This is a genomic window from Actinomycetospora flava (assembly GCF_037400335.1).
GTDB lineage: Bacteria > Actinomycetota > Actinomycetes > Mycobacteriales > Pseudonocardiaceae > Actinomycetospora > Actinomycetospora flava.
Genome location: NZ_JBBEGM010000005.1, coordinates 253,769 through 277,840, shown reverse-complemented (window position 1 = coordinate 277,840; position 24,072 = coordinate 253,769). Strand labels below are relative to the sequence as shown.

16 protein-coding genes are annotated in these 24,072 nt (G+C 73.4%); 5 read left to right on the top strand and 11 right to left on the bottom strand.

Translation table 11 applies throughout. The annotated features are described in order from the left end of the window. Positions 1-106: 106 nt before the first annotated feature. From WCD58_RS14785 to WCD58_RS14775, 3 genes are read right to left on the bottom strand one after another with little or no spacing between them, the layout of a single operon-like run. Positions 107-874, bottom strand: a complete 768-nt coding sequence (locus WCD58_RS14785) for a hypothetical protein (protein WP_337703809.1) — start codon at positions 872-874, stop codon at positions 107-109. A 14-nt stretch (positions 875-888) separates the two neighbouring features. Then, positions 889-1,230, bottom strand: coding sequence for a hypothetical protein (locus WCD58_RS14780; RefSeq protein WP_337703808.1), 342 nt, complete (start codon positions 1,228-1,230; stop codon positions 889-891). After that, positions 1,227-1,868 carry a hypothetical protein gene (locus WCD58_RS14775; RefSeq protein WP_337703807.1) on the bottom strand — a complete coding sequence of 214 codons (642 nt, stop codon included), beginning with the start codon at positions 1,866-1,868 and terminating at the stop codon, positions 1,227-1,229. The genes WCD58_RS14780 and WCD58_RS14775 overlap by 4 nt, the downstream gene beginning before the upstream one ends. Before the next feature lie 139 nt (positions 1,869-2,007). On the opposite strand from WCD58_RS14775, the gene WCD58_RS14770 reads away from it, so the two are divergent. Together WCD58_RS14770 and WCD58_RS14765 are read left to right on the top strand one after the other, a co-directional pair. Beyond that, positions 2,008-2,832 carry a chitosanase gene (locus tag WCD58_RS14770; RefSeq protein WP_337703806.1) on the top strand — a complete coding sequence of 275 codons (825 nt, stop codon included), beginning with the start codon at positions 2,008-2,010 and terminating at the stop codon, positions 2,830-2,832. A 46-nt stretch (positions 2,833-2,878) separates the two neighbouring features. After that, complete coding sequence (locus WCD58_RS14765) at positions 2,879-5,119, top strand: helicase-associated domain-containing protein (RefSeq protein ID WP_337703805.1); 2,241 nt, start codon at positions 2,879-2,881, stop codon at positions 5,117-5,119. A 15-nt stretch (positions 5,120-5,134) separates the two neighbouring features. Here the strand turns inward: WCD58_RS14765 and WCD58_RS14760 are convergent, their stop codons facing one another. Together WCD58_RS14760 and WCD58_RS14755 are read right to left on the bottom strand one after the other, a co-directional pair. Next, the gene (locus WCD58_RS14760; protein ID WP_337703804.1) at positions 5,135-8,893 is read right to left on the bottom strand and encodes a tetratricopeptide repeat protein; all 3,759 of its coding nucleotides are present in this window, start codon (positions 8,891-8,893) and stop codon (positions 5,135-5,137) included. Continuing rightward, positions 8,890-9,615, bottom strand: coding sequence for a hypothetical protein (locus WCD58_RS14755; protein WP_337703803.1), 726 nt, complete (start codon positions 9,613-9,615; stop codon positions 8,890-8,892). The genes WCD58_RS14760 and WCD58_RS14755 overlap by 4 nt, the downstream gene beginning before the upstream one ends. A 209-nt stretch (positions 9,616-9,824) precedes the next feature. On the opposite strand from WCD58_RS14755, the gene WCD58_RS14750 reads away from it, so the two are divergent. The 3 genes from WCD58_RS14750 (at position 9,825) to WCD58_RS14740 (ending at position 12,955) form a co-directional block, all read left to right on the top strand. Continuing rightward, on the top strand, positions 9,825-11,012 hold the full coding sequence (locus tag WCD58_RS14750; protein ID WP_337703802.1) for a hypothetical protein: 1,188 nt from the start codon (positions 9,825-9,827) through the stop codon (positions 11,010-11,012). Beyond that, complete coding sequence (locus WCD58_RS14745; RefSeq protein ID WP_337703801.1) at positions 11,009-11,884, top strand: hypothetical protein; 876 nt, start codon at positions 11,009-11,011, stop codon at positions 11,882-11,884. The genes WCD58_RS14750 and WCD58_RS14745 overlap by 4 nt, the downstream gene beginning before the upstream one ends. 192 nt (positions 11,885-12,076) lie before the next feature. Further along, positions 12,077-12,955 (top strand): SGNH/GDSL hydrolase family protein, encoded by an 879-nt coding sequence (locus WCD58_RS14740; RefSeq protein ID WP_337703800.1) that lies wholly within the window; start codon positions 12,077-12,079, stop codon positions 12,953-12,955. Between the two features lie 44 nt (positions 12,956-12,999). On the opposite strand, the gene WCD58_RS14735 is transcribed toward WCD58_RS14740, so the two are convergent. The 6 genes from WCD58_RS14735 to WCD58_RS14710 all read right to left on the bottom strand — a co-directional run bounded on the left by WCD58_RS14735 (position 13,000) and on the right by WCD58_RS14710 (position 23,893). After that, positions 13,000-14,430: an HNH endonuclease signature motif containing protein gene (locus WCD58_RS14735; protein WP_337703799.1), complete on the bottom strand. Its 1,431-nt coding sequence runs from the start codon at positions 14,428-14,430 to the stop codon at positions 13,000-13,002. A gap of 294 nt (positions 14,431-14,724) precedes the next feature. Beyond that, entirely contained in the window at positions 14,725-17,289 is a 2,565-nt protein-coding gene (locus WCD58_RS14730; RefSeq protein WP_337703798.1) for a hypothetical protein, read from the bottom strand. Between the two features lie 215 nt (positions 17,290-17,504). Next, the gene (locus WCD58_RS14725) at positions 17,505-20,093 is read right to left on the bottom strand and encodes a hypothetical protein (protein ID WP_337703797.1); all 2,589 of its coding nucleotides are present in this window, start codon (positions 20,091-20,093) and stop codon (positions 17,505-17,507) included. Between the two features lie 134 nt (positions 20,094-20,227). Next, positions 20,228-22,378 (bottom strand): DUF3376 domain-containing protein, encoded by a 2,151-nt coding sequence (locus WCD58_RS14720; RefSeq protein ID WP_337703796.1) that lies wholly within the window; start codon positions 22,376-22,378, stop codon positions 20,228-20,230. Then, the gene (locus WCD58_RS14715; RefSeq protein WP_337703795.1) at positions 22,375-23,169 is read right to left on the bottom strand and encodes a hypothetical protein; all 795 of its coding nucleotides are present in this window, start codon (positions 23,167-23,169) and stop codon (positions 22,375-22,377) included. The genes WCD58_RS14720 and WCD58_RS14715 overlap by 4 nt, the downstream gene beginning before the upstream one ends. Before the next feature lie 307 nt (positions 23,170-23,476). After that, positions 23,477-23,893 (bottom strand): DUF3558 family protein, encoded by a 417-nt coding sequence (locus WCD58_RS14710; protein ID WP_337703794.1) that lies wholly within the window; start codon positions 23,891-23,893, stop codon positions 23,477-23,479. Positions 23,894-24,072: the final 179 nt, after the last annotated feature.

Here is a 24,072-nt window from a genome sequence, read left to right as displayed (position 1 = left end):
GTCACGACGCGGCGCGCCGTCGACCCGAGGTCGCTGCGCCGAGGGACGTCGTTACGACGTCCGGCCGAGCTTCACCCGCGCGAGCGCGCACACCATCCATTCCGCGTCATCGGTTGGGCCGCCAGTCCGACCCGTCGCCGTCGGCCGCGCTGGCGTCGGCCATGGCGTCGGTGTTCGGCACCGGCCAGCCCGCCTCGGTGTCGAACATCGCCTCCTCCATCCCGCGCTGCTCGGTGGCGATGCGCGTCGAGAGCTGCTCCACCTGCACGACCGCCGTCACGACCATGGTGGCGCCCGCGGTGATGGCGGTCAGGATCGCGACGCACGCCGCGGGGATGCCGACCGCGGTGGCGGCGGTGACCATCGCCGTGACCAGTCCGGCGGCCATGACGACGGCCGCGGCCTTGATCGCGGTCCAGAACGAGTCGAGCTGGTCGGCGTAGGTGTGCAGCGAGGTCGCCACGGCGTCGCAGTGCTCGCGGACCGTCCCGACGAACCCGGCCTGCGCCGGGACGAGCGCCTTGTAGGCCTCGGCCGCGCGGCCCTGCCACTCGAGGTTCGCCTGCATCCGGTCCAGACCGACCTCGCCGGCCGTCACCCCCAGCGCCGCGCCGATCCCGGACCAGCCGTCGGCGGTGTGGCGCAACTGCCCGGGGTCGCCGGCCCGGGCGATGAGCTCCTGCATCTCCTCGACGGCCTGGCGGTGCGCCTCCTGCACCCGGCGGACGCCCTCGCGCACGGCCTCGACCAGCGCCGGCGACACGAGGACGGGGCCGGCGACCGACGCGGCCGTCGCCATCACGTCCTCGACCAGGGCGTAGAACTCGCGCGCCTTCCGGTCGAACCCCTCGACCTCCGCCCGCACCTCGTCCACGACCGCCACCGCGCCTACCCGCCCTCCGGTCGCAGCGCCTCGAAGCGCCCGGCGTTCTCGGCGTCCTCCTGGCCGTAGACCGACGCCGCGCCGTCGAGCGAGGCGGACACCGCCCGGAACGCCTCGACGCCCTGGGCGATCACCTGGTCGATCCGCCGCCGCAGGTCCTCGTAGCTCCGGTCCAGGCCGGCGTCCACACCCCACTGCGAGAACGCGAGCGGGTCGACGGTGACGGTCTCGAGCGTCATGCGCCGCACCTCGAGCCGGTCCGACGCGCTGCGCCAGACCGCCGCGTCGTCGCGCAGGGCGTCGAGCGCGACGTCGACGCCGTCGTCGCCGGCCCCCGGCGCGCTCACGGCGCCATCCCGGCGAGCCGCGCGACCAGCGCCGGGTCGCCCGCGAGCTGCTGCAGCGCCACGGTCGCCGGGTGCGACGGCCCGTGTTTCAAGGCCTCGGGCACGGCCTCGCGGCGCAGGCCGGCGAGCACGTCGAGCAGTTCGGCCTCGACGTCGCGGACGTGCGCCGACCTCGCCCACCCCGCATCGACGGTGACCGCCGTGACCGTGCCGTGGCGCGCCGCCCCGCGGACGTGGCCGCCCGCGCTGGTGCGCTCGACGACCCGCCCGACCGCGACCGTCGCCGCCGCGGAGAACCGCGCGACGTCCCGGCTCGCGTCCTCCACCAGGCGCGCGAACGAGCCGCCCCAGGGCGCGAGGTCCGGCACGCCCGACGGGGCCGCCGGCGGGAAGACCGGCGCCGCGAGCGCCCCGGCGACCGCGCGTGCCGCCGCCACCACGACCTCCTCGCCCAGCCGGGACGGGTCGATCCGCGCGCGCCAGTCGTCGGCGAGGGAGACCCCGTCGGGATCGAGGGTGACCACCACGACGTCGTCGCGCCGCTCGACACCGGACGGCCGCGCCGACGACACGGACCGCGCGAACTGCGCGTACTCCGCGTCGTCGAGACCCGCGAAACCCCACCGGCGGTCGTCCACGCGAGCGAGCGTGACACGACCGGCGGTGACGCAAGGGCCGAACGGAAGAACTGATCCGGAGCCGCCGTCCTGATCGCCCTGATCGTGATCGGCGCCCTGGTCGGTGTCTCCGGGTGACGCCGCATATCGTCGCGCGGTGATGAACCGTCGCGTCTTCCTGGCCCTGGCCGGTCTGGCGGCGTGGCCCGTCCTCACCGGCTGCAGCAGCGCGGCGCCCGTCCCGGCCCCTCGCGCTCCCGGGCTCGACGACCCGGACCGCAAGCACGTCGCCGAGGCGATCATCAGCTCGTTCGAGAACTCGACGACGACGTTGCCCTACGACGCGGCGCAGCGCCTCGACGACGGCCGCGGGATCACCGCGGGCCGCGCCGGGTTCACCAGCGGAACCCATGACCTCCTGCTCGTCGTCCGGCGTTACGAACAGGTGGCCGGTCCCCAGAACCCCCTGCACCGCTACGTGCGGCCCCTGACCCGCATCGACGAGCAGGGCGGCGGGAGCGGCACCTCGGGGCTCGACGGGTTCGAGGACGTGTGGCGCCGGACGTCGCGCACCGATCCCCGGCTCAACCAGGCCCAGGACGCCGTCTACGACGAGCTCTACTTCCGGCCCGCGATGGACCAGTCGCGCCCGCTCGGCCTGACCACCGCGCTCGGCCAGCTCGTCATCCTCGACACCGCGGTCCAGCACGGCCGCGGCGGCCCGGACGGCCTGCTCGCGCTGATCGCAGAGACCGACCGCCAGCAGGAGGGCGGATCCGACGCCGAGCGCACCGTCTGGCTGCGCCAGTTCCTCGAGGTCCGGCGCGCGCACCTACGGGACCCCGCCGACGACGAGACCACCGAGGTCTGGCGCGAGTCGATCCCCCGCGTCGACACGCTCGTGAGCCTGATCGACCAGCGAAGGTTCGACCTCGCGACACCGCTGACGTGGACCTTCGCGGGGTCGCGGTTCAGCGTCGGCTGACCGACCGGGGCGGCTCGTGATCGACGGAGAGGACCACACTCACGTCGTGGGCACAGGACTCGCCGACCACCTCGCGACCCTCGACGAGACGTCGCTCGCCGTCCTGCTGCGCCACCGGCCGGACGCCTGCACCGAACCGGTGCCGCGCGACCTGAGCAGGCTCGCCGGCCGCCTCGCCGGTCGCGCCTCGCTCTCCGCCGCCCTGCGCCGGCTCGACCGCGACACCGTCGAGGTCGGCCGAGCGGTGGCGGCACTCGATGAGCAGGCGACGCCGGACACGGTCACGGACCTCCTCGACACCACGCCCGCGCTCGTCGAACGACCCCTGCAGGTACTGACCACGATGGGGCTGGCGTGGCCGGACGGGCCGGTGCTCCGGCTCCCCGAGGCGTTGTCCGAGCACTGGCTCGCCGAGATCGGCGCCGACGAGCCCATCGCCCGCATGGCCCGCCACGTCGTCGCCGAGGAGATGCGCCGGATCGCCGTCGCGCATGGCATCCCGCTGTCCACCCGCAAGGCCGAGGTCACCCAGGCGATCCACGACACCTGGGCCGAGCCCGGTTTCCTGCGCAGCCGGATCGAGGCGCTCCCCGCCACCGCCCGGCAGCGCCTCGGTGTGCTCTGCCGCGCCGAGTTCGACGGCCTGCGCCCGAGCACCGACGACCATCTCCTGCTCGACGCCGGCCTGCTCGTGCTGGAGGGACACGTCGCGCGCATCCCTCGGGAGATCGCCGTGACGGTGTGGGCCGCGGACGCGTCACTGACCGGTGTCCCCGACCTGCCCGCCCCGGCGGATCCGCCCGCTCGGGTCGCGGACGGGGCCGTCGCCGCCGCGCGGAGCCTGCTCGACATCGTCACCACGGTCCTCGACGACGCCGCCGACACCCCCGTCACCGCGCTCAAGAGCGGCGGGGTCGGCAAGCGCGAGCGCGCCCGTCTCGTCAAGCGCCACGACCTCGACGGCGATCACCTCGCCTGCCTGGTCATCGACCTCGCCGCGCACGCCGGCCTGCTCGGCCTCACCGAGGCCGGCTACGCACCGACCGCCACCTACGGCGACTGGCGCGAGGAGGACGCCGCGGCGCGGTGGACCCGGCTCGCCCGCACGTGGTTCGCGCTCGAGTACGCGCCCGGCGATCGCGAGGTCGACGGCAAGGAGGTCGCCCCGCCCCTCGCCCTGCTCAGCATGGCCGGCGACCTGCGCCGAACGCTGCTGGAGAAGAGCCGCGACCACTCGCTGCACGCGACCGAGGAGCACCTCGCCTGGTTCTCCCCCATGTCCGCGGAGGCCGTTCTCGCCGGCTCCGTGGCCGTGAGCCGCCGCGAGGCCGAGCTCCTCGGCATCGTCGTCGGCGACACCGTCAGCCCGCTGGGACGGGCGCTGGTCGACGGCGGCGACGTCGTCGCCGCGGTCGGCGAGCACCTCGTCGACGCCTCCTGCGAGGTCGTCCTGCAGTCCGACCTGACGGCGATGGTGTCCGGGCGCCCCTCGCCGGCGATCACCCGCCTGCTCGCCGACGCCGCCACCCCCGAGTCCCGCGGCGCTGCCACCACCCACCGGTTCTCGCCCGCGAGCGTCCGCGCCGCCCTCGATGCGGGATGGAACGCCGACGACCTCCTCGCCGAACTTCGCGCACTCTCCGCGCGCCCCCTCCCGCAGCCGTTGGAGTACCTCGTCACCGACGTCGCCCGCCGTCACGGCCACGTCCGCGTCCGCGCGGCCGGTGCGTGCCTCGTGCTGGACGAGGCGCTGTCCGAGGAGGTCCTGCGGTCGCGATCCCTGCGCGCCCTCGGCCTGGCCCGGCTCGCCCCCACCGTGCTGGTGAGCCCGTCCGACCCCGACGGCGTGCTGCGCGCGCTGCGCGCCGCCGGCTACCTCCCGGTCCGCGAGGACGACACCGGCGCGGTCGTCGTCGAACGCCGCGAGCGGCAGGTCGCCGACACCACCTCCGAGCCCGACGTCCGGGAGGTCATGGACCCCGCGGCCCTCGCCGGCCGGCTGATCGCCGCCGGCCTCGGCCACGACCTGGTGGACTCACCCACGGCCGCCCTCCTCGGCTCGTTGAACCCGCGCCTCGACCCCGCCGAGCTCGACCTCCTCGCCGACGCCGTCGACCACGGGCGCGACGTCCACATCACGTACTCCGACCGCAACGGCACGATCTCCCGCCGCGTCGTGACACCGGACCAGGTGCTGCACCGCTGGCTGATCGCCTGGTGCCACCTGCGCCACGACGAGCGCGAGTTCACCGTCGAGAACATCCTCGAGGTCGCGCCGGCGACGTGATCGTTCGGCGCCCCGCTACGGCGACGCCCTCCCGTCCATCAGGCCGCGCAGGAGCCGGTCGATCCGACGGACGTCGAGGTGATCGGCGGTGCGGAACACGCGATGACGTTCGGCGCGCACGTCGTCGAAGCACGCGATCGCCTCGTCGCGCCGGCCGCGCGCCTCGGCCGCCTGCCCCCTCTCCTCCAGCGCCCGCAGCGTGTCCACCGCCCGCGGCCCCTGCACCCGCACCTGGTCGACATGGAGCGCGACGGCCTCGCCGTACGCCTCGGCGGTGCGGCCCGACAGGCGCAGCGCCTGCACCCAGCCCCCACGCACCCGCAGGGTCAACGGGTGCTCCTTGCCGAGCTCGGACGCCACGGTCGTCCGGAGTGCGTCGTACGCCTCCAGCGCGGCGACGGTCCGGCCGCGCTGCAGCCACGCCCACGCGAGGCGCGCGCGGCTGGTGAACGTGTGCGGGTGGTGCGGCCCGAGGTCGCGCTCGCGAGCGGCGAGGACGGCGGCCGCCTCGGCGACGCCCTCGTCACGGCGGCCCGTGAGCACGAGTGCCCACGCGTGGTGGTCCCGCGCCACGAGGGTGTCCCGGTGCTCGGCGCCGAGGTACTCGCTGCGTTCGGCGACGACGCGCCGCAGCAACCCCCGCGCCTCCTCGGCGCGTCCCTGGAGCCCGCGTGCCAGCGCCAGGCTCTGCTCGACCGACAGGCGCAGGGAGCGCCGCGTCGTCCGCGGCGTGACCACCCCCGACACGGTCGTGTTCGGCACGCCCGGCTGTGCGAGGGCGACGACGTCGGCGTCCTCGAGGTCGACGAGCAGCTGCCGCGCCCGCTCCTCGGCGTCGGCGATACGGCCGCGGTGGAGCACGACGCGCATCACCCGGTAGCGCGTGGCGAGCGTCGTCTCGTGGAAGCCGCCCAGCGTCCGGCGACGATCGGACAGGACGGCGAGCAGCTCGCGGTCGGCCAGCTCGGCCCGCCCGGAGCGCAGGAGCGCCCACGCGTGCAGCTCGCGGCTGTCGAGGGTGAGCGGGTGGTCGACGCCGAGCACCTCCGAGCGCAGGTCGACGATGTCGCGCAGATCCTGCTCGGTGGCCTGGACCTCCCCGAGCTGGAGCCTGATCGCGGCGTGGTTGTGGGCGTCGGTGAGCCGTCGGGGGTGCCGACGACCGAGCACCTTCTCCTGGTCGGGCAGGAGGGTGGCGTACATCGACCGCGCCGTCTCCAGGTCGCCGGCCCACATGCGCGCCCAGGCGCGGCGGCTGCGCACGAGGTGGGCCAGCGGGTGGGCACGGTCGAGCACCGCCTCGACGTCGAGGAGGAGCGCGTCGAAGCCGACCATCGCGGTGATGTGGTCGCCGAGGCGGCTGTGCACCCAGGCCAACCGGTAGCGGGTGCCGTAGACGTCGAGATGATCGGCGCCGAGCACCTCGTACCGGTGGGCCAGCACGTGCTCGAACTCGGCACGGGCCTGCTCGAGGTTGCCGCGCAACCCGTGGATCCAGGCGAGCCGGTGACGAGTCGCGAGGATCTCGCGGTGATGCCGGTGGAGCAGGCCGAGGCGCACGTCGAGGAGGTAGCTGAGGATCTGCTCGGCCTGCTCGTGGTGGTCCTGCTCCGCGAGCGCCCAGGCGAGCGTGTCGTGGGCCGCGAGCGTGATCTTGTGAGCGGGGCCGAGGGCGCGCGAGGTGACGTCGACGAGCTCCCGGAGCTGTCGCTCGGCCTCGGGGAGGCCACCCCCGCCGAGCAGAGCGGTCATCCAGGCGCGCGTCAGCCGGGTACTGAGGATGCTGGGGTGGTCCTCCGGCATGTCGCCGAAGCGGACGGCCGCGGCGAGCAGGTTCGCAGCGCTCTCGGGCTGCCCCATGCGCACGAGCGCCTGCGCCTGCCGGTCGGCGAGGTCGAGAACGTCCGCGCGCATGTCCTCGTCGGCCGCCGAGAGCGCGAACGAGCGGCTCTCGACCAGCTCGGTGACGTGCGGGGTGAGAGCGAGCAGCGCGGACCAGGCGGCGGGGCGTCCGGCGTCCAGGCGGTCACGGCGGTCGGCCAGCAACCGCACAGCCCGGTGGTCGAGGTCCCTGACGACGGTCGGATCGTCGAGGTCGCGACGGACGTGCTCGGCGATCGCCGAGTGCAGACGCAGGGCATCGCCGTCGACCTCGCCACGGACCCGGCGCACCAGCCCGACGCGGACCAGCTCGTCGATGCCGTGGCGGGCGAGGCCGCCGTGCTCCCCCCACCGGCGTTCCGGCGCCCCCGCGAGCATCTGCTCCGGCACCATCTCGTCGGGCGCGAACGAGGCCAGCAGGCGCAGGAGCCGCCGGCCGTCGTCGCGGTGCCGTCCGAGGGCGTCGAGCGCGAGCTCGTAGACGGTGGCGACGGCACCACCGGGCAGGGACGGCACGAGCCGCTCGACCCACGGCGCGAGCGAGCGCTCCTCGGAGCGGGCGACGAGCTCGCCGACCACGACCAGCGCCACCGGCACCCCCGAGAGCAGCTTCGAGATCTCGCGTGCCTTCTCCTCGCGCGAGCCCGACTCGTCGTCGACGACCTCGTCGAGGCGGTCGAGCAGCACGCGCGCCCCGTCGTCGGCGTCGAGTCCCCCGATCTCGACGACCGTCGAGGGCGTCCACGCCTCGGCGTCGCCGTAGCGGGTCGTGACGATGACGTGGCCGCTCTTCGGACGCCGCGTCCACGCCGGCCTGCCCACCGCCCTCTCGCCGGCGTCGTCGAGGACCACCACCCACGGGCGCTCCGACGCGTCGAGCAGCCGCCACAGCGCCTCGGCGTGCACAGCGGGATCGTCGTGCCGCGCGGCGACCAGCTCCTGCACCGGACGCGCGAGCCGGATGGCCACACGCTCCAGCCCCACCACCAGGGCACGGACGTCGCCCGCCGGGAACCAGAACACGGACGCCCCTCCCGCCCGCGCGAGATCCCCGGCCGCGAGCGCGGCGGTGCTCTTCCCCGCGCCGGTGTCCCCGAGCAGCACGGTCGACGTCGAGGCCGACGCGTTGATCACCGCGCCCAGGTCGGCGACGAGTCGCCGGCGGGCGAGTGACCAGGGCTGGCGACGCGGCCCGGCCTCGACCGCGATCGCCGCGGAGCGCGGGTCGGCGGTGACGGCGCCGATCACGCCCTTGACGCGTGTGAACCCCGGACCGGACGCCTCGCGGAAGCCGAGGTCGAGACGCGCCGACCGGTAGAGATGCCGGTAGTTGCCGGTCGCCCAGTCCTCGCCCAGGACGTCGACGAGGGACCGGGCGGCCTCCTCACCGGTCGCGAGGGACCACACGCCGAGGTCCCCGTCCGGCCGGTGGTCCCGCGCTCGGAGCGCGGCGACCGCGCGCTCCTCCGCAGGCTCGTCCGGGAGGAGTCGCCGGATCTCGCGGCACCAGTCCCGGGCCGCGCCGGCGTCCGGGTCGTCCTCGGTCGTGTCGGCCTCACCGGCGGGCGCACCCGAGTGCTCCTCGTCGTGGGTCCGCCACACCACCTCGCGGTCGAGGAGCCGGGCGACGGCGTCCGGGTCGTGCTGGAGAGGGTCGGTCACGGGTTCCGGGTCCGCGAGCGACGAGCGGGCGAGCAGAGCGAGGAAACCGGCCACCTCGTGGTCGCGCTTCGCGTCGGGCCGTCCGGAAGCCAGGCGGTCGAGGGAGGCGACGAGGCGCTCCCGCGGCGCGGCGTCGGAAGCGTGACGGCGGCGGGCGAGGATGTCGGCGAGGGCCCGGGGGTCGACGGGATCGTCGGGACTCTCGGAAGGGTTGTTCGGCGGGACGGTCATGAGGTCTTCCCCCAGTCGGCGCGGAACCGCGCCAGGCGCTTTTCGAGGTTCTTCACGCTGGTGCCGATGCGGTCGGCGATGTCGGCCCAGGAGTCGCCGGTGTCGTGGCGCTCGAGGACGGCACGGCGCAGCAGGTCGTCGCTGCGCATCGTGTCGAGGACCCGGCGGAGCTCGTCGGTGGTGACCACCAGGGCCTCGGGACTGCGTGAGATCGACGACCAGAGGGAGGAACCGCCGTCACCGGCGGCCCGCCAGACCTCGGCGGGCTCGGTGGCGATCTCCCGGGCGTGGACGTCGCGATCGCGTCGCCATCGACGGACGAGGTCGGCGAGGGCGAAGACACCCCCGTGGACGAGGTACGAGCGCAACGACCGTCCCTTCTCGGGCCTCCAGCCGTCACCTGCGCGCTGCCGGCGCTCGAACAGGCCCAGCGCGATCACGACGGCTTCGTCGGCGAGACAGGTGAGCTCGTCCGGGTCCGCGACCAGCGCGGCACGTTCCTCCGGCGTCAACTGACACAGCGACGGGGGATGCGCCGGATCCCCGAGATGCCCGTGGTGCAGCAGTCCGCACAAGGCTCCCCTCGTCCTCTCCGCCCAGAACGCTCGGAAGGCCATCCACCGCGGATCGTCCGGCGGCAGGGTGACCAGCAGGTCGACGAGCTCGCTGTCGGCATCGGCGCTCTCGCCGTCCTCCGGCCCCGGTCCCCCCGCGACGGCCATGCGTGTCCTCGGCTTCGGTCGGTGTGTGGCGTTCCGGATGGAGCGCTCGACCCGACGTAGGTCGGGAACCCCTGTCCGCCCCCGGAGCACCGACGAGCTGTGACTCATCCCACAGCGGCCGCGCCATCGAGAGGGACGATTGACCCCAACCGACCTACGTCGTGAGTGCTCGGGCCGCACGGGACGGCCCCGGTCCGGGAGCACTCCTCATGCACCAGACACCACGTTCGTGGGCGCGTCGTCGCGCCGTCAAGGTCCTGCACATCGCCCTGGGCGGAGCGCTGTTGGCGACGGCGGCCTGCGGCTCCGGGGACGCGCAGGCCACCGCCTCGATCGCCGTGGTGACCGCGAGCCACGACGACGAGCTCGAGCCCACGTTCTCTCCGGGTGACATCGGCCTGCTCAGCGCACATGCGCAGTCCGCACGCGGCCGGGACGACGCCGCCCCCGTCCACGTCGTGACCGCCGACCCCGCGACGACCGAGACCGTCGACCTCACTCCGCGGCGCCCCAACGGCCAGGTCGAGCTCGGCGCCCGGCGGGACGCGCTGATCGCCGACCGGATCGCGCAGCTCGCCCGCGTCGTCGACGCTCATGTCCGCGCCGGCGGCGAGCCCGATCTGCTCGGGGCACTCGGCACCGCGACCCGCACCGACGCCTCGGTGATCCTCGTCCTCGCCGACGGCCTCGCACCCGGGCGCGGGTGGGACTTCCGGGTGTCGGGCTGGGACGTCTACCCGCCCGACCTGGGTGACCGGCTGCGCGCGACCGGCGCCCTGCCCGACGCCCGCGGCCGCACGATCGTGCTCAGCGGGCTGGGCCGGACCGCCGGCGACCAACCCCTGCTCGGGGTCCGCGAGCAACAGCGCCTGCGCGAGCTCTGGCTCGGGGTGTGCGCGGCGACCGGAGCCCGCTGCACCGTCGACGACGGCGTCCGGCCGGCTCGCCCGCCGCTGTCACCGGTGCCGGGACCCGTCGTCGACGTCCCGCGCATCGCGACCGTGCCGGGGCCCGGCGGCACGACCGAGATCACGATCCCGACCTCGGTGCTGTTCGGACCCGACTCGTGCCTGTTCATCGACCCGGCCGCGGCCACCGCCGCGGTCGCCGACGTCGCCGCACGGCTGAGGTCCGGCGGCGAGACCGTGACCGTCTCCGGGCGCACGGCCCCGGTCGGTGACGACGGCATCTCGCTGGCGAGGTGCCGGGCCCAGCAGATCGCCGACCTCCTCCTCGCCGCCGGCGTCGATCCCGACCTCGTGCTGGACGTCCGCGCCGACGGCTCGCGCGCCGATCCGCCCGACGCCGCCCGGGACGCCTCGGGGCGCCTCGACCCCGCCCGCCTACCGGCCCTGCGCCGTGTCGTCCTCACCCTCACTCCCCGGGAGATGCCATGACCCCGCCCGACGCCCCGTTCCCCGCGTCCGAAGTCGCCCTGCGGACCCGACCCCCGTCGGTCCCCGACGTCACGGACCCCGCGTTGGCCCGCCTCACGCGCCGGTGCCACCGCACCTGGACCGCCTGGGTCCAGCTGCCCGAGACGACCCCGCGAGGCCGGCACGGCGGCGGACGCACGGTGCGTCAGCTCGCCGTCGACATGGAGGCCGTCCGCAACAGGATCGACCGCGATCCGGACGATCGGCGGCACCGCCGGGTGTCGCGCTTCAGCCGCGTGCTGGTGCGCGCGCTGCCGGTGCTCGACGGCCTGATCCTCTTCTGGTTCCTGGCGAACGTCCTCAACGCGGACCTCGGCGCGCTCGACGTCCTCACGCTCGTCTCGGCCGGACTGGCCGTGCTCGCGAGCCTGGCCCTCGCCGAGTGGAGCCGGCTCACCGGTGAGCACCTGCAGGAGTTCAGGGACCGCAGCGGCGCCCTGCAGTGGGGTGCACTCGACACGACCGCACGGCTCATGCTCGCGGTGAGCCTGGTGGTGTGGCTGTTGGTCGCGGCGATGATGGTCGTGCGCGTCCGTGACGAGGTCTTCCAGGCGACCGGCGTCCTCGACGGCGCGGGGTTGCTCGTCGCGATCGTGCTCGGCGCCGCGCTCGTCGTCCTCAACGCCACGGTGCTCTACCTGGCGTTCGCCGACGGCAGCGCCGACACCCGCGAGCTCGACCGCCTCGCCCGTGTCGTCGTCCCGCAACGCCGCCGCCACGAGCGCCTGGCCCGCCGGCTGGCCGCGCAGACCGAGCGGCTGCGGACCCGGGCCGCCGCCCGAGCAGCCGTCGGCCCACCTCGCGAGCGAGAGGCTCGGACACCCCCCGGGTGAGGGACGCCGAACCCGACGACCGGGTCCGTCGGACGACTTCTCAGAACGGCGAGGTGCGGTGGGCGCGCGTGCAGAAGCTGTCCTCCGTTCGCGTGACCCCTCGCGCGGAGCGTCGTTGTCCGGTCACAGACGGCCTACCGGCGGCGCGAGGGCGCCGCGCCGACGGGAACCGGGCCGTCGGGAGGGCGCGTCGTGGCACCCATCGGACTCCTCCGGCGCGGCCTCGTCGCGGTGGTCGCGGCCTCCGGGCTGTTCGCCCTCGGCGTCCCGGCCGCTCTGGGCGACGAGGGTGGCGACGGCGGTGGGGGCGTCGCTTACGTCAACATGGGCGACAGCTACAGCGCGGCGAGCGGTGTCCTGCCGCCTGCGCCCGCAGCGCCGCCGCAGTGCCTCCAGTCCGCGCGCAACTGGGGTCACGTGCTGGCCGCGCGCTGGGACTACGAGCTCACCGACGTCTCCTGCGGCGCCGCCGAGACCCGGCACTTCACCGAGCCCCAGTACCCCGGCGTGGCGCCGCAGGTCGAGGCACTGTCCGCGGACACCGACGTCGTGACGATGACGATCGGCGGCAACGACAGCGGCGTCTTCATCGGCACGATCCAGGCCTGCGCGACTGCGGCGGCCCTGACCGCGGGCACCGGCAACCCCTGCGAGCAGCAGAACGGGGACCGGTTCACCGACACCATCTCCGACGTCACCTACCCGTCGCTGGTCGACGCCCTCGAGACGGTCAAGGCGGCCGCCCCGAACGCCCGCGTCGCGATCGCCGGTTACCTGCAGATCCTGCCCGCGGAGCGGGGCTGCTACCCGGTCATGCCCGTCGCCTCTGGCGACGTCCCCTACATCAACGGCATCCAGGCAACGCTGAACGACGCCGTCCGGCGGGCGGCCGAGGCCACGGACGTCACCTACGTCGACGTCACCGAGGCATCTCAGGGTCACGATGCGTGCCAGCCGATCGGCACCCGCTGGGTCGAGCCCGCCATCGGCAGCACCAACCCGGTCGTCGTCCACCCGAACGCCCTCGGCGAGGAGGCCATGGCCGACCGTGCCGTCGCCGAGCTCGGCTGACGGCGCACCGTCGAGCCCACCGCGTGCCACGGTGGGGGCGCGGATCAGGCGGCGATGCGGGCTCGTCCTCCGAGCCGGGGTTGTCGATCGACGTCCACGTACCACGGCGGGGTGAACCACGGCCGGCCGTCGATCATCTCGATGGTCCAGTGGCCGTGGTGGACGAGCTGGTGGTGGTAGCGGCAGAGCAGGCACATGGTGTCCACCGCGGTGACGCCGCCGTGGATCCAGTGGCGCACGTGATGGGCCTGGCAGCGGCGGGGTCGGCGGTCGCAGCCGGGGAACGCGCAGCCGCCGTCGCGCAGGTTGAGGGCACGGCGGATGGCGTCGGGGGCGGTGCGGTGTCGTCGTCCGACGTCGAGGGGTTCGGACTTGCTGCCGAGGACGATGGGGACGATGTCGGCGTCGCAGGCCCAGCGTCGGACGGTGGCGGCGTCGACGTTGTGTCCGGAGTCCAGGGTGCCGTAGCCGCCCTTGTTCTGGAGGGCGTCGCAGAGCCAGCGGTGATCAATGGTCACGGTGATCAGCGCGCTACCGGGCCGCTCGACCGGGCCCCTGCCGGCCGCCGTCGAGGCGTCGGGGCGGCGTGGTTCGGGGATCAGCGCCAGGGGCCCCTGCCCCTCGGCCTCGCCGGCAGGCGGGACGTCCGGCTCGCTGTCGGCGTCCGACTCCCCGTCGGTGTCGCCGTCGGTGTCGGCACCCGCGGGCGCGTCGGGATCGTCGGGGCGGTCCCCGCGGGCGTCGGTGGCCAGGCCGCGAGCTCCGCGGGCGTCGTGAATGAGGTCCTTGAGCCCGTCGGCGTTGCGCCGCTCGACCGTGCGCCGGTCCTCGGGGCCGGCCGGGGAAGCCAGCACCCCGAACACCTCGACCATCGCCTCCGCCTCGAGCGGGTCCCCGAACCGGCCTTTGAACACCACCGAGCCGTCCTTGCGGCGCAGGATGTGCATCTCGTCGGCGGCGTCCTCGCCCTCGGGTGGGGCGGCCCCGTCGGGATCGTAGAAGTCGACGAAGGCCTTCGCGAGCCGGCGCAGCATCTTCGGCGGCAACAGCTGCGCCTTCTCGGCGAGGGTCGACTCGACCCCCGCCAGCTCGTCGGGTGGTGGCGGACTCAGGAGCCCGGCCAGGTGCCACACCGTGCTCTGAATGATCTTTACGTGAGACGGGTCGATCAACCCCGCCGCCAGCGCCTCCGCGGTGACGGGGAGGCGAGCCGGAAGGAGTTCGCCCTGCATCGACATGCGCGCGCACAGGTCGGCAGCCTCGGCGACCAGCCGCTTCGCCTCGGGGTGGTCGATGTTGTCGCGGTCGGCCACCAGGTTCGCCAGGCTGCGGTAGCCGGTGGCGGCGACCGCGCCGAGCTCGTCGAGGGCGGCGATGTTCTGCAGCCGCCGGTAGTAGCCACACCGCTGAGCGACGAGCTCGGCGCGGGCACGGTCGAACGCCTCCCGTTCCCCCGCGCCCATCGATTCGCTCATGTGTTCGAGTGTACCAACTTCACGCCATCGGCGACACCCGCGTCAGTGCGACGTGCGACCGTCCACGCCCTCGTCTAGCTCCGCAGGAGCGGCGACTCAATGGATTTGCACTGTGATCCGTATGCCCGAGGAGGTCGCGGCGCCGTCGACCTTCAGCTGGCCGCCGACTTCTTCGGTTTCCGACCCATCTCTCCGCTCTATCCACGTGCTGTAATTCTCCTGGTCCTAGACGCGATCAGGTGGGCCTGGCTCTCTGTCGGAGACCCGTTGAGATCAGAGCCGACGCCGCGGCCGTCAGAGGCGCAGCGCCTGGGTCAGGGCCGCGCGGACCTGGCGCCACCAACGGCCCAGCGCTCGATGCGGAGCGTCGCCGTCCGCGCTTACCTTCGTGGCGGGCGGACCCGGGTCCCGCTCGCGCGCCACCTGTTCTGGCACGAATGCGGGCGGGCGGTGCTCGAGCGAGCGGTCGGGCTCCGCCGACGACACGCCGCCCACCGCGTCGCGATATGCGGTGAAGCTCGGGTCCTCGGTGTAGCGCGAGTGCCTCGCCAGTGGCGGCAGGACCTCGTCGTGCACGCGCGTGAGCGACCTCGGGTCCGCCAGACGGGCATCCTTCGTCCCCGCCCCGCCGCCGTGGCCGTGAGTGCCCCACTCGGCGACCGACGGATGCCATAGCGCCGTGACGTCGTCACCGGGCCACGAGAGCACCGGACCGCCGAGGGGATCGGTGGTGCGGTAGAGGTTGATCCACCGACCGGACAGCGCCCGGTACAGTTGCTCCTGGTGGTGGAAGCCCACGGAGCACGGAAACAGCCGGGCGAAGGCCCACTGCAGCTGCGATCCGTAGGTGAGCAGGCCCAGCCGGCCCACCGACTGCGCCGCCCGCCGCTCCTGGGCCAGGTCCCCTCGGCCACCGTCGGGCCAGGGGTTTCGGACGAGCAGGGTCGCCGCGGCCACGCACACGAGACTTCCCTGACTGTGCCCCGACAGCACGACGGCGGCCGCGTTGCGCTTGTCCAGGTGCCATGCCGCGCGATCAGCGAGTTCTAGCACCGCCCGTCCGCCGTACGGTGGTGGGCAGAGCGGGTGGACGAGCCGAGGCCAGAAGGACATCAGGTCCCACAGAACGCCGACCGACGCGCGGGTCTCCGGCTGCCGGAACGCCCGGTAGCCGAGGCCGACCACCGCGACGATCAGGGCGGCGGTCGCCCAGGCACCGAAGGCCGCGACGGCCACAGTGGGGCCGTCGGCCTCACTCTTAGCCGGTCCGGCCCCCAGCAGCGCCGCCAGCCACGCCGGCGGTGCGGCCCGGGCGTCGGGGACAACGCTGCGGACACCCGCTACGACGCCTCCGGCGATGAGCGCAGCGCCGAGCACCGCAGCGACGAGACCGAGTGGCAGGTGATATCGGTACTTCGCCTGTCCCGACAGCTGCGCGCGCGCCACCCTCCTGACCGCGCGACCCCGCTCCTCGACGAGCTCGTCGGCGACCACGCCGTCGTCCGCCTCGGCGCCCTGCGCCGGGAGACCGGTGGCGCGGCGCGCCCGCGGCTCCCAGACCCAGGCGGCCGCCCCGGCCGCGACGAGCCCTCCGGCGATCACGAGCGCCGGGACGTCGGTCTCGATCCCGGGCGCCCAACCGAGCTCGACGTCGGCGATCACGACGATCGCGGCGGCGGCGAGGAGGAACGCCGCCGTGACGCGCTGGAGCACCCAGGCCGCGATCGGTGGCACCAGCAGGATCACGACCAGGAGAACGACGCCCGCGAGCCACGCGCCGGTCCAGTAGCTGGTGCTCAGCACGATCGCGTCCGCGGGCATCGCACCGCCGGTGTGTGCCGGGGTGCCCAGGAGGTCCGCCACCTGGAACGCCGCTCCCGCGGTCCCCCCGAGCAGAACTCCCGAACCGAGCGCCACAGCCACCACCGGTGCGAACCCGAACCACATCGGGGCGAAGGCGGCCGGGCGACTGGCACCCCTGGAGGCCGCCGTGCGGACCCGCTCCCACCGCCGGAACCGCCCGGACAGCCACCCGCACAGGCCCAACAGCAGCACCAGCAGGACGGCAGTGCCGATCGCGGCGAGGTTCGTCACCGTCTCCAGCCCGGTAAGTCGGGGACCGCCATTCTTGCCCCGCTCGCCCCAGAGAACGACGACCGTCGCGACCAATGAACCGACGGCGTACACCCCGCACAGAGCGGGCAGCGCCCGCGCTGCCGCTGCGGACACGTCTGCGGCGATCGTCGCCACCACCAGCGCGCAGACCGCTGCGAGCACCGCGCCGGCGATCGCGAGTCCCAGCCCCAGGGGCTGGGCGTAGGACTCGGCGGGGAGCCCGACAGGGCTCTGCGAGGTCAGCAGCATCGCCCCGAAGAGCCCGCCGCCCACGGCCAGAGCGGCCGCGAGATGGCAGGAACGCAGGCGGCGCACCTCCACAACCTCGGTCCAGAAGGAACGGTCGCCGAACTTCCGCTCGGGGAGCCAGCACGGCTGTCGTGGACCCTTGTGATGGGTGGACGCGCGGCGCCCGAGCATGCCGATCCCGACGATCACGAGCACCACCGGCACGGCGGCCACCAGCGTCGCCTGGCCGATCGTCCAGGACTCCGCGAAATCGAGCCACGTGTTACGGGCCACGCATTCGGTGTCCGCCAGGCACTGGTTCACGACGAGCTCGGCGGGCACGTAGATCGCTGTCACCACGACGCTGAGCGTCATCACGAGCCCGAGCACGCGGAGCAATCCGTCGGCGATCTTGCCGGGGAGGCCGCGCTCCGGGTCCGGCTCCTTGGGCCCCACGAGCGCGTCGTCCCACGTGAGAAACGCGTATCGCGCGAGGTTGAGCAGGGCGAAGGGCAACAGCAGCAGCCAGAGCGCCCGCGTCCCCGCACCCGAGGTGAGGCGTCCCCAGTGGAAGGCCTCGACGGTCCAGGGCTCCTGCGCGCCAGCATCGCGGCGCCGGAAGAAGCGAGCGTCCCCGTCACCGGCGACCTGCTCGGGGTCGGGCTCGCCCAGCATCGCCGCCGGCGGCGTGCCGTGCACCCCGTGCACGCGGATCTCGACCCGCGGGCCGGTCACGGCCGCCTCGCCACGGTCGGCGCCGAGCCGTTGCGCGCAGCCGGCACATCGCCGGCCGCGACGGCACTCCGAGGCCGGTCCTGGCCGGCTGTTCGGGGGCCGCCATCACGCCGGTCACCGACCGCCGCCTCGAGGGTCGCGAACGTCTGCCGCCATTCCGTGGAGCCCATGCCCGACCGCAGTCCGCTGGCCTCGATCTTCTTCAGCATCTCGGCCGCGCCGAGCCCGTCCGCCTCGACGCGGTCGCGCAATTTCCGACCCCACGCGACGACCGTCGGGATGTCGTCGACCTCGGCGCCGCACTGCATCCGCAAGGTGAGCAGCAGGTCGGCGTCCGAGACCGAGAGGGGAGGTCCCGCCCGTCCGCGCAGCCCGGCGTCCTCGGGGTGCGCCGGGTAGAAGCGGTACATCATCGCGAGGCAGGGCAGGGGACGGTCGTAGAACGTCCGGGGACGTTCGCTGAGCAGCAGGGCATGTACGGCCCACAGCTCCACCGCCGCCCGGACGCCGCCGAGCCCGTCCTCCCGCTCGGATCGGGACGGGATCTCCTGGAGTCGGTCGACGACCCCGGCGTACTGCCGGGCCAGACGGAGGTCGATCTCGTGCCACCGGCGGTGGTACTCGGTGTAGCTCGCGAGGTCGTCGGTCTCCGGGTCGTCGAGATCGTCCTGCTGCCGCGCCATCTCCACTTCGTCGAGACGCGCGATCCGCTCAGTGCGGCAGAGCTGGAGGTAGTCGCTGACGGGCGGATAGGCGGTCCGGAAGTAGTCGCTGACCGTCAGCGAACCGAGCGTCCGGAACCATCGCGCCCAGATCCAGCGGCCCAGGGCGGTCGCGATGGCGATCAAGCCGATGAACGAGAGGATCGGGACGGCATCCACATCCGGGACGTCGACGACGGCGCCCCAGGTCTCGGCCGCGAATCCCACGAAACCCAGGACCAGCGCGACCACGACACCGTAGCTTCCGATCCGGTCGGTCTCGCGCACGCGTCGCTCGTCGAACGCCTTGGAAATCGCGTCGAGTAGGGACGTGAAGTGCTCCAGGGCCGAGGTCGCCGACACCTCGACGTCTCGGGCCCACCGATGGATGGGGCGGACGTAGCCGCCCGACCGGAGGGACTCACCGAGACCCCGGCCCAACTCGGGCATCTCCGATCCGACGAAGCTCTGTGTCAGACGGTCGATGTCGTCGTCGTTCGCCGACTCGAGCAGCGCGGCCTCGCGGGAGACCTTGGCCTTGAGGTAGCCCAGGTCGGCGAGCCCCTGCAGCAGGGTGAGGTGGACGAGCTCGATCAGCTGATGGAGGTCGTCGAGCTCTCGGCCACGCAGGAGCGGCAGCCGCAGAGCGAGCTGGTCCCATAGCTCCGAGGCTCGGTACACGACCGCCTCGTAGATGCCCGCGAACCCGTCGTCGATGTCCAGCTCGGTCGTTCGATCGAAGAGGTGCGCGGCGATCGTCGTCTCGACGTCGCTGAACTCGTAGATCAGTTCCTGGACGACGTCCTCCTGCAACGCCTCGTCGCCGGCGCGCCAGGGCGCGACCACATAGGCCGGGGCCGCACCCTCCGGGAGCCGCTTGAGACGTCGCAGGACAAGCAGCGGCATCTCGTCACCCATGAAGACACGGCGGGTCGACTCGACGACCTCGACGGCGACGTCGGAGGCTTCCGGCCCCGGTACGTCGAGCGCCGCGCGACACAGCTCCTGGACCCGACGGCAGTCCTGCGGAGGTGTGGACGCCTCGGCGTGTGCGCGGCAGCCCACGATCCAGAAGCGCGGCGCGCGGTACTTGCGCCGGAAGCTGGTCGAGTCCGCGTCCTGGAGGACGGTCGGCCGTAGCGGCAGGTGGTGGTGGTACAGGGTCTCGCGGAAGCCGTCCCGCCACTGCTGGAAGAGCCGACGGAACTGGCGGATGTCACCGTCCGCGGGCACCACCGCCGCCGGAGAGGGCGGCGCGTGCCGCCGACTCTGCGGTCGCGAGCTCCACAACGAGATCGTGGCGTAGAGCCAGAAGTAGCCGAGCTGGTGGCGCACCCGGAAGTCCAGGCAGGCGTGCAACCCGGCCCAGGTCGGCAATCCCGGACGGATCGTCCGCTGCGGCTCGGCGCCGAGCCGGAGCAGCTGCGGGCCCTCGAGGTAGACCCGGTGGGAGTAGAGGTTGGTGGCCGCCTCGAGCAGATCGATCGAGATGGGGGCTCTGCGGGTCCGTGCTTCGCCGAACGCACGCAGCCCGGAGATGATATCGAGACGATCACGATCCAGATGCTGCGACGTGCTCCACCTGGCCTCCGGCGGGTGATAGGCGAGGAGCTCATCCACCTGGGCGCGCTCGCCCGGCGCGGCCCGCGCCCACGCTCTCTCGAACTCCGGGACTCGAGGGACATGGCGCAGCGCGGCGTCACCGTAGGTGTCTCCGAGTGAACCGGCGCCGTGCAGGAGGCTGACGAGCAGCCCGTCGTGCCGCAGCGAGGACTGCGCGGCCGCGGGCTCCTTCGTCAGCGGCGCCCACCGTGCCCAGAGCACGTCGACGAGGACCAACAGACCCAGTGGGTGCTCGTCCTGATCTCCCGATTCACCGCTCATAGTCCCCCCTCGGCCACGTACTGGTACAGAGAGTCACAAGCGGCCGGATCGATCAACAAGAACCGCTCGAATGGTGCAGCGAAGTAGTCGGAAAGGCTCAAGGAGTAATCGACGCGACCGTTCCGCGTGCTCTCTCACTGAAACTGTGACCGGATCCAGCGCCGCACCAACGTCCCCGGTAGGACCCAGCTGAGCCTCGGCAGCGGACGTGGTCGGATCATCGAGCCCACCCACGGCGCGATCGTCGCGAGCAGCGCGGGCTGCCCCGGGTGTTCCGCGCGCAGGAAGCGCGAGGCGCTGCCGAGGAGCCCGTCGAGCCGACCCCGCGCGGCGAAGAGTTGACGCAGCTCCGCGTCCTCGAGCGCCACGACCTCCTCGAGACGGGTGTCGATGTCCTCGACCCCCTCCGCGGTCCGGATACGGTCCTGGAGAACCTCGATGTCGTCTGGATCAGCACCGAGGACATCGGCGAGGTTCGCCGCGGCGTCCAGGCGGCCCCACGTGTAGTCCCAGTCGCGCCACGACTCCTCGCCGAAGGCACCGAAGTGACCCAGCGCGGTGCCGAACAGCTTCTTCTGTCCCCACAGCGCGGACCCGGGCGCAAGAGGGCTCGGTGTGTCGGGTCCGATCCGGAGGAGTCGGAACGGTGGCGGGGCGGGGCGGGTCCGGGGGGAGACGGCCTGCATGACGATCTCCGTCGCCCGCACCACCCGCCCGACCGCCGCCCGGTCCGCCTCCACCGTGTTGCTGTAGGCGTCCAGGGCGCCCTCGAGGAGGGTGTTCCGCTCCGTGACGCGGGCGTCCAGCGCGGCTTGTGCCGCGCCCTCCGGATCCGTTGCAGCCTCCTCGCTCAAGAGCTCGTCCTCCATCGCCTCCCGACACACGACCAGCGTCGACAACGCCTCGCTGACCGTCGATGCGGCGGTCGTGAGCCCTTCCGAGGGGGGCGACTGCTCCAGCCGTTCGCGGATATCGGCGAGCAGCAGGCGCACCATCCGCTCCGACGCCGCGTGCCCCAGAACGCCCAGTGCCTCGGGAAGCGGGACATCGCCGGCGTCCGGGCCGACCTGCGGCGGCTCCGGGGAGGGCTCGATCCGGGTGCGACCCGTGCGGCGAGCCACTCGACCCACCAGCGCCGCGCGATCACGGGCCGGCTCCTCGGCCACGTACAGCGGGTAGAGCGCCTCCTCTGCGACCGCGAGGGCAGAACCGAGACCTCCGGCACCGCCACGGAGAACCGACCGGACGACCCGCGCTGAAGCACCGCGCTGCGCGTCGCTCTCCGCCAGCACGCCTGCGAGTGTCTCGATGTCGCCCCGGAAGTCGCTCTCCGAGCGGAACCCGAGCGCCGCCTTTAGGACCTCCGTCCACGCGGGCGCCGGCCCCGGGGAGGGCGGCGCGGCGGCGCCTCCCTCGTGCAGGGAGCCGTTCGAGGGAACGATGTAGGCGATGATGCGCTCGACAGCGGTGTCGACGTGGCGACGGAGCACCTCGTCCAGCACCGGTTCGAAAGGCGAGTTGTCGAGGACCCCGCCATCGATGAGCCACGCCGGGCGGCCGTCGACCCGCCGGTTGAGGCTTCGCAGCTCGTCGGTCTCCTCCACAGGCGCAAACGCGACCGGGTAGCCGGCCGACGCCCGGGCGGCGCGGGCGAGCGACGCGAAGGACGTGTCGAACTCGTTGCCGCCGTCCGGCGCGTGCGACCGGAAGCGGTAGACCCGTCGGTGGTCGGCGGCGTCGAAGTGCCGACCGTAGGAATCCTCGTAGTCGCGGTACTGCTCGCCAAGGGCGGTGCTGGTCACGAAGAGCGTGGTCGGCGACGACGGCACTTGCGCGGGTGGCGCCGCATCATTCGACGCCGTGGTCGCGGCGCCGCTGATCAAGTCGAGTGTGGCGGCTGCCGTGTCGGCGAAGTACTGCCCGTCGAGGATCGAGGAGGTGCTCTCGTCGGGCGGCAGGAGATGACCGGCCTCGATCTTCGCGCTGGTGCGCCACATCGTCTTGAGGTCGGGAAGCGACGACGACAGCGCCTGGCTGGTCGCGAGCAGCGTCCCGTTCAGACCCCCGGCGCTGGTGCCGGCGATGACGTCGATCTCGAGGCGGCGCCCGGCACAGATCCGTCGCCACTCCTTGCAGTACTCGATCTCCGCTGCCGACAGCCCCCCGGTCCGTCCGCTGGTGGCTCGCGCGGCCAGGTCCAGCTCTTTGACGACCCCGGCCATCCAGACGGCGAGGCTGATGCCGCCGTTGAGGACGAGCGCGAGCCGGACGGTGGGCGGGGTCATCGGGGGACCACCGCGGAGAGGCGGCTCAGAACCGTGCGCAGCGACGACGTCGACCCCGCGAGGAACGGGCGGGATCGGGCGACCTGGGTGGCGCCCTCCAGCGTCACCAGCGTCGGCGTCCGCGTCTGCACGGCGTCCTGCTGGGCTGTCCGGATCGCCTGCCCGCAGTCGCCGATCGACCGTCCCAGGCCGAGGTACTCGGTGAGCGCCGCGCCGTCCGCGGTGATCTCGCTGAGTCCGGCACCGAAGTCGTAGCCCTGAGCGAAGCACGTTGCGAACGCCCGGTTGGTCATCGATCCCCGGGTCGTCGCCTTGATGAGGGCATCTCGCCCACCGGTGACGACACGCTCCTTGAGCGTTTCCCCGACCTGCCACATCGCCTGCGCCGGGCCGTCGAGCCGCATGTGCAGCTGCTGGCCGCGGGACAGCGGGACGTAGACGTTCGTGTCCGGCTCAAGGGTCAGCCCGCTCACCCGACCCGTTGCAAAGTGGCGGTACAGCTCGACCTGCGGGCCGGCCTGGCTCGAACCGGACCGAACGAGGCCGGCCGGGCTGTCGATGACCCACACCGACTTCGATCGGTTCTGCAGGTACACCGACCGTCCCAGCACGTCTCCGCAAGCGGTCGTCAGCGCGACGAGCTCGGCTTCCTCAAGCGTCTCCGGTTGCAGCTCGAGAGGGCCGTAGCCCTCCGGACACACTGCGGACGCGGTCACGGCGAGCGACGACCGCCCGGAGGGCACGCCAGCCGCTTCAGTTCCGGTCGCGCCGCAGCCGCCCAGGACGACCACGGCAAGCACCACGCCGAGGGCCCTCACCGATACCCGTGACATCAGCCGACTCCGTCTCCCGCGGGACCTTCCGCGATCGATGCGAGATCTGCGGGAGCCCTGACATGACGGCTGCGCTCAGCCTTGGAGTCAGCACGACGACGTGCCCCCCATCGACGTAGTGCTGCACAGATCGTCACTGATGGTGTTCGCCGATACCAGTCTTGTGACCTGAACGGCCTAGCAACAGGCACCGAATGCCCACACGGGCCGGTTCCTGTCATCGAGTGCAGCGGGGCGCCCGACCATCTGCGCCGTCGCGCCCCAGCTACCCGCCCGCGCGCCGCACCCACGCGAGCACGGACCCGGCGACGCGTCGCGCCAGATCGCACGGCGACTCCGCGCCGGGCTGATCGCGGTAGCGGGTCAGCTGCACCCGCAGCCCCTGGTCCGGCGCGGTGCGCACGAACACGTCGCACTCGTCGCTCCCCCAACCCGGCCACAGCCCCGCCGGCAGCCCGCCCACCGGCGGCGTCGGCTCGAGTCCCAGCGCCGAGGCCTCCTGCCCGCCGACGATGTCGCGGTCGAACGGGGCGACGGTGACGTCGTCCTCGAACCCGCCCGCGCCCGGCGGCTGCTTCGCCACCGCCGCCTTGCAACCGGCGGGTTCCTCCGGCGACTCCGACCCGGGGACCGTCACGCGGATGTCGCCGAGACCGAACTCCGCGACCACCGCGGGCGGCACGAGGTTGCAGGGGAACTTGATGAAGGGCGTCAGGTCACGCTGTTACGCCGGGGCGGGCTGCCCGACGATGGGAGGCGGCGCCGGGGCCGGCGGCGGGACCGGCGGCGGAGCGCAGGCGATGAGCACCGCCAGCAGGCCACCCGCCCCGAACAACCGTCGTCGAGACGCCGCGACGATCA

Coding starts and splice junctions, on each gene's coding strand:
- WCD58_RS14770 (WP_337703806.1), top strand. CDS start 2,008: ATGAACCGTCGCGTCTTCCTGGCCCTGGCCGGTCTGGCGGCGTGGCCC.
- WCD58_RS14760 (WP_337703804.1), bottom strand. CDS start 8,893: ATGACCGTCCCGCCGAACAACCCTTCCGAGAGTCCCGACGATCCCGTC.
- WCD58_RS14755 (WP_337703803.1), bottom strand. CDS start 9,615: ATGGCCGTCGCGGGGGGACCGGGGCCGGAGGACGGCGAGAGCGCCGAT.
- WCD58_RS14750 (WP_337703802.1), top strand. CDS start 9,825: ATGCACCAGACACCACGTTCGTGGGCGCGTCGTCGCGCCGTCAAGGTC.
- WCD58_RS14745 (WP_337703801.1), top strand. CDS start 11,009: ATGACCCCGCCCGACGCCCCGTTCCCCGCGTCCGAAGTCGCCCTGCGG.
- WCD58_RS14735 (WP_337703799.1), bottom strand. CDS start 14,430: ATGAGCGAATCGATGGGCGCGGGGGAACGGGAGGCGTTCGACCGTGCC.
- WCD58_RS14725 (WP_337703797.1), bottom strand. CDS start 20,093: ATGAGCGGTGAATCGGGAGATCAGGACGAGCACCCACTGGGTCTGTTG.
- WCD58_RS14720 (WP_337703796.1), bottom strand. CDS start 22,378: ATGACCCCGCCCACCGTCCGGCTCGCGCTCGTCCTCAACGGCGGCATC.